This is a genomic window from Pseudomonas sp. PS01297 (genome assembly GCF_029959305.1).
Lineage (GTDB): Bacteria > Pseudomonadota > Gammaproteobacteria > Pseudomonadales > Pseudomonadaceae > Aquipseudomonas > Aquipseudomonas helleri.
The window spans coordinates 1-5,471 of sequence record NZ_JASCPQ010000170.1 but is presented as its reverse complement, the minus strand read 5'-3'; the positions used below and the strand labels follow the sequence as shown (position 1 = coordinate 5,471).

General features: G+C 57.7%; 6 protein-coding genes. 1 reads left to right on the top strand and 5 read right to left on the bottom strand.

Annotated elements, in window-relative coordinates; translation table 11 throughout:
* Positions 1 to 124 precede the first annotated feature (124 nt).
* Both QMX84_RS25700 and QMX84_RS25695 read right to left on the bottom strand, forming a co-directional pair.
* Positions 125 to 832 (bottom strand): replication initiation protein, encoded by a 708-nt coding sequence (locus QMX84_RS25700; RefSeq protein WP_282365093.1) that lies wholly within the window; start codon positions 830 to 832, stop codon positions 125 to 127.
* Positions 833 to 1,438: 606 nt separating this feature from the next.
* Complete coding sequence (locus QMX84_RS25695; RefSeq protein ID WP_282365092.1) at positions 1,439 to 1,873, bottom strand: conjugal transfer protein TraD; 435 nt, start codon at positions 1,871 to 1,873, stop codon at positions 1,439 to 1,441.
* Between the two features lie 171 nt (positions 1,874 to 2,044).
* Here QMX84_RS25695 and QMX84_RS25690 point away from each other — a divergent pair, with 171 nt between their 5' ends.
* Entirely contained in the window at positions 2,045 to 3,403 is a 1,359-nt protein-coding gene (locus QMX84_RS25690) for a MobA/MobL family protein (protein ID WP_094995344.1), read from the top strand.
* Between the two features lie 8 nt (positions 3,404 to 3,411).
* Here the strand turns inward: QMX84_RS25690 and QMX84_RS25685 are convergent, their stop codons facing one another.
* The 3 genes from QMX84_RS25685 to traD all read right to left on the bottom strand — a co-directional run bounded on the left by QMX84_RS25685 (position 3,412) and on the right by traD (position 5,317).
* On the bottom strand, positions 3,412 to 4,107 hold the full coding sequence (locus tag QMX84_RS25685; protein WP_094995345.1) for a replication initiation protein: 696 nt from the start codon (positions 4,105 to 4,107) through the stop codon (positions 3,412 to 3,414).
* A 593-nt stretch (positions 4,108 to 4,700) separates the two neighbouring features.
* Positions 4,701 to 4,871 carry a hypothetical protein gene (locus QMX84_RS25680; RefSeq protein WP_153427759.1) on the bottom strand — a complete coding sequence of 57 codons (171 nt, stop codon included), beginning with the start codon at positions 4,869 to 4,871 and terminating at the stop codon, positions 4,701 to 4,703.
* Positions 4,868 to 5,317 carry a conjugal transfer protein TraD gene (gene traD, locus QMX84_RS25675; RefSeq protein WP_228385024.1) on the bottom strand — a complete coding sequence of 150 codons (450 nt, stop codon included), beginning with the start codon at positions 5,315 to 5,317 and terminating at the stop codon, positions 4,868 to 4,870. The genes QMX84_RS25680 and traD overlap by 4 nt, the downstream gene beginning before the upstream one ends.
* Positions 5,318 to 5,471: the final 154 nt, after the last annotated feature.

Genomic DNA, 5,471 nt, shown 5'->3' with positions numbered 1-5,471 from the left:
AAGCCCGTGATGAGGTTCAGCGCGAGAAAGAGGCCAAGAAGCAGGAGCTTTTGGCCCAAAAGCGGGAGCGTCAGGCCCTGCAGAAAGGCAAGCCGGGCCTTGGCAAAGGCAAAGGCCAAGGGCTTTAGGCCAGTTCCAGCGGGATCTGATCTTCACGCTTGAAGTCAAAACGCAGTCCACCAACCTTTCTACCCTTCTTCACTGGGCGCCATTGGATCATCCAGCCGTCCTTTGCCATCAGCTCCTTCACCGCTGGCTCGATGATCTTGCGACGGATCGCCGCGAAGTCGGCCTGCTGTTTCTCAGTGGCGTCCATCGACTGGGCGAAGTCCTCGATGCTGATCTCCAGCCAGCCGGTGCCCTCGAAGCGAGTTAGTAGCTCCAGTAACCGCCACGAGTAGACCGAACGCAGGGCGCTGGCCTGTTGGAGTTGGTAGCTCGTGAAGTTTTTGCGCAACCCTGTTAGGTGCGGCATTAACGCGGGCCACCAATGCAGCTCTACCCAGCCCTCGCCTGCTTGGTACTTCACTTGGCCCACCCAGCGCATTTGCACGCGAGTCGGCGGAAGTGGCTTACCGCTGCGTTTGCTGGATGCCTCGTAGAAGGTGATGGATCGGTTGTAGAGCTGTTTTGCGGCGTCCTGAAGCTGCTCGTAGGCCGTGGTCAAATCCACGCCGAACGCTTCGACGTACTCGGCGGCGGTAATACGGGTGATAGGCACGTCTCCCGGCCGGATGGCCTTGTAGCTGTCGAGCTTCGACACCGCACAACCGATGATGCGTTTCTCGGCTAGGGTCAAGCCGTGGCCCGCCCGAGTCAGGGCATTAGTCATAGAAATCCACCGCTCACCTGGAAGACGCTCCGCGCTTGGGTCGAAGCGCTCCGCACGAGCCATAGCCATCTTTGCCGACACAACTGCATTCTTAGCCAAATCTGCCAATCTCCGGGTTATTCTGCCAAGTAATTAACTTGGCAGAATATATTAATTCTGCCAAGTTTTTTCCGTGGCAGATCTGTGGATAGCGACCGGAAAAAGGCAGAGTTAACCCGGAAAAAGGCAGAGTTAACCCGGAAAAAGGCAGAGTTAAATGCCTGAGAGCCACGTCCTAGAGCCTTCGCAGCACCCTATAAACAAGAAAGAACAAGAAAGAACGCAAAAGCAGCCAGCAAAACGCCCCCGGAACCTCTCCCTGAAAAGTACAAAAGGACAAAATGGCAAAAGGACTACGGGGCCCCGTTGGGGCCGCATTTATGCCCCTGAAGGGGCGGGGGAGGTGTCAGGGAAATCCTCGTTTGTCAGTTCCCTATCGCCGCCTGAGAGGGCGCTGGAAGCGAGTAATCAGTGGATCGAGGCGGATTCCCCCTTGGTGCCAACCTATGGCACCAGCGGTGCCTGAAAGGCCGTCAGAGCGGTTTAGCACCAGAAGGGGGGTGCGAGTCACTTGTCAGCCAGCAGAGCATCCCCGGCGCGCTTCCAATCGCCTCGGCGCGGATCGTCGGCGGGAATCTTCGCCAGTCCTAGGAGCGCGCCCAGCAATTCGCCACGGTCGAGGGTCGGTTTTCCGGTCTTGGTGTCCACCAGCCCGGCGAGAATGAGCAGGCCCCCGGATTGGTAGAGGTCGTGGTTGCGGCGCTTACGTTCGGTCAGCTTTTCAGCGTTTGCGGTTTTGGCCACTGACGCCTTAGCCCGTTGCGCCTTCTCTGCCGCTTTTTCTGCTTTCACCAGGGCAACCAGCTTGCGAAGGTCATCGTTAGTTGCGCCTTTTTTGTCATTCAGCAGCAGCAAGAGCCGCTGATGGTCATTTGGCGATTTCAGCCCCCGGATGTAGGCGACCCGATCCGCTAGCCATTTGTCCTGCATTTGCTTCTCCATTTTGGTGTCCAGAATCCGAGTTTATGGCAGATGTGGCGGAGATTGCACGGCCTGCGGTATCCTTTGATTTATCAAAGGCGCGCTTAGACGTTTCTCTACGAGAAACACGCGGCCCTCCCGGCGGGTAAGGCAAACCGACTGCATCGGCCCTAAAAACGAAAAGGCAAAAACATGGCGATTGGACGATTGAGCGTGAAGGTTGGCAAGGCGGGGAAAGCTTCCCCGCATGCCGCCTATATCGCTCGCCTCGGCCAATACGAAAAACGGCTTGAGCAGGGGGAAAAGTTGGAGGCGTCCGAATTCGGCAATATGCCGAAGTGGGCCGCGACCAACCCGTTGCACCTTTGGGAAGCCGCCGACGCCTACGAGCGCAAGAACGGAACCACCTACCGCGAGTTTGAAATCGCTTTGCCCCGTGAGATGAATCCGGCGCAACGGCTTGAGCTGGTCCGCGATTTTGTGGGGCAGGAAATTGGCGACCGTCACGCCTTCCAGTTTGCGATCCACACACCGACCGCCGCAGACGGTGGCGAGCAGCCACACGCCCACGTCATGTTTTGCGAGCGAGAGCTTGATGGGATCGAGCGCGACCCGGAGCAGTTTTTCAAACGGTACAACAGCAAGAACCCCGAGCGCGGCGGCGCCAAAAAGGCCAATACGGGGAAAGCCCCGGCGACCCGGCGCACCGAGTTGAAAGAGTTGCGCGGTCGTTGGGAAAGCATGTGCAACGAACACCTGGTGCGCGGCGGCATCGATGCGCGCATCGACATGCGCAGCCATGCCGAGCGCGGCACAGGGCTCGCCCCCGAGGTTAAGCAGTTGCCGAGCCAATGGCGCGACGAGCAGCAGCGGGCCGAGGTGATCGACTTTCGGACGGCGCGGATCGAGCAGCAGCAGACTGCCGCCAACCTCGCTCGAGAAATCCCCGACGCAGGCGCGGAGATTGTCAGTCTGTCGGCTGAACGCGAGCAGCGGGCCAAACCAGCGCGTCAGGTTGCAGCCATGCCCGCGGCTGATTTGGTCAAGGCGTGGGATGGTCGCAAGGCCGAATTGTATAGGGGCTACCGCCAGCGGGCAGAGCGTCTAGAGTCCCGCGTCGATCAGCAGGTACAGGCCATCAGCACCAAGCGACGGAACGCCGAAGCCAACCATGCGAAGAAGCGTCCAGTGGAGCCAACTGGGCTGTTGGCCGCGTTCAAGCGCAGCAGCTACGAGAAGCTCATGTCTGAATGGCGCGCTACCGCCAAACGCATCAAGGCGTGGAAAGTGGAGCGGGAGAACGACCTGCGTAAGCGGCTTGAGCGTGTGCGGTGCTACCTGACACCGGGCGGCGGTTTTTCTATGCGAGACGCCGAAAGGACACTCCAGAAGGAGCGTCCAGAGTGGGCGGCGCGACTACCGCAAGCCCGTGATGAGGTTCAGCGCGAGAAAGAGGCCAAGAAGCAGGAGCTTTTGGCCCAAAAGCGGGAGCGTCAGGCCCTGCAGAAAGGCAAGCCGGGCCTTGGCAAAGGCAAAGGCCAAGGGCTTTAAACTGGGCTTTACAGCGAGAGTGCCATCTGGTCGTCTTTCTTGATTGTGAAAGTGAAGCCGATGACCTTGCGGCCCTGCCTGCGAGGCTCGGCCGTTACAGACAGGTCAGTGCCTGCGTTCAGTTCTTTCAGGGCTGGGTCTAGAACCCGTACTCGCATGTTTTTCACGTCCTGATATTTGTCGCCCAGGTCGAACATCTGGCGTAGCTGATCGAGGCTGCATTCCCGCTGACCCAGCTTATGGAACTGGCTCATCAGTTCGTAAAGCCGAATGGCGTAGAAGCTGGACAAGCTGCCGATCTGCTTAAGCTGGTAGGTGGTGAACTCCTTGTTCAGCATGGTCAGATGGGGCAATACGGTCGGAGAGAAACCCAGCTCGACGCAGCCCTGCCCCTCCTTGTATTTCACATGGAAAACCCAGCGCATCCGCTCAACTATTTTTCCCTTCGCATAGCGGCGTATATCGCGTTCAAACAACCGGTTTGCGGCATCGTTCAGAGCTTCGTAAGCGTTGTTTACATCGAGGCCAAAGACCTCGGCAAACGAGTCGGCCCGGATGGTGAAATATCCATCTTTGGGAAGCGGCTTACGTGGATCGATCATCGATGCCGCAGCCAAGATTAGGCGCTTCTCATTGAGCGTCAGCGTGTGTGATGACTCAATCAGTCTGTTCGACTGAGTGACCTGATTATCAACTAGCTCCATCGTCCCTTTCCTCTACCCGGAATCTGTACCTGATACTCTCTCATTAGGTACAGGTACAAGCAAGCGTACCTGTACCCATCATGTGGATAATACCCGGAATCTGTACCCCATTAACCCGGAATCTGTACCTCTTTAACCCGGAATCTGTACCTCTTTAACCCGGAATCTGTACCTGAACTTCGCTAAAAACGCTTATAAATCAATAAGTTAAAACGGCGAAAACAAGGAAAAACAAGAAAAACAAGATTTAAAAGGCGCGGAGGGGCAAAAAAACAGGTTTGTTTCGAAGGGTAAAGCGACCCGGAATCCCTCCCCCTTTAACCCGGAATCTGTCCCTGAACTTCGCCGAAGGGCAAAGCACACGCAAAAACGCAAAACGCACTACGTGGCCCCGCTGGGGCCGCAGTTATGCCCCTGAAGGGGCGGGGGAGGTGCCTGGGGGATCAACGCCAATCCCTGAACGGTTCAGCGTCTGTGAGGCCGCAGGAAGCGAGTAATCAGGGTATCGAGGCGGATTCACCCCTTGGGGCCAACCAATGACGACAGCAGCGCCTGAGAGGGCTACAGAGCGGTTTGGCACCAAAGGGGCAGGGTCAGCCCCCTTTCCCGCGTTTCTTTCCAGCGCGATAGCCCAGCAAGGCCGCCACCGTTGCCACCGTCACCCCAGCAAGCACAGCCAGTGGCGTGTAATTCACACGACGAACGCCTCGCCCCGGTTTGGTGGGCTCTGAACCATCAATCACAAACTCGTCGGCTTGGCTCATCGTTGAGGTTCCTTCACTCGTTCGGCAATCAGGGCATCCCCGGCGCGCTTCCAGTCGGATCGGCGGGCATCGTCGGCGGGCACCTTCGCCAGTCCCAGGAGCGCGCCCAGCAATTCGCCACGGTCTAGGGTCGGTTTGCCCGTTTTGGTGTCCACCAACCCGGCGAGAATGAGCAGGCCAGCGGATTGGTACAGTTGGTGATCGCGGTTCTTACGCTCGGCCAGCTTTTCAGCGTTCACAATTTTGGCCACCGACGCCTTAGCCCGTTGTGCCTTCTCTGCCGCTTTTTCTGCGCGAATTAGGGCGACCAGCTTGCGGCGGTCATCGTCAGTTGCGTCCTTTTTGTCATTCAGCAGCAACAAGAGCCGCTGATGGTCATTTGGCGATTTCAGCCCACGGATGTAGGCGACACGATCCTCTAGCCATTCCCGCATTTGCTTCTCCATTTTGGTGTCCAGAATCCCGAGTCTAGAGCAGATGTGGCGGAGATTGCACGGCCTGCGGTATCCTTTGATTTATCAAAGGCGCGCTTAGACGTTTCTCTACGAGAAACACGCGGCCCTCCCGGCGGGTAAGGCAAACCGACTGCATCGGCCCTAA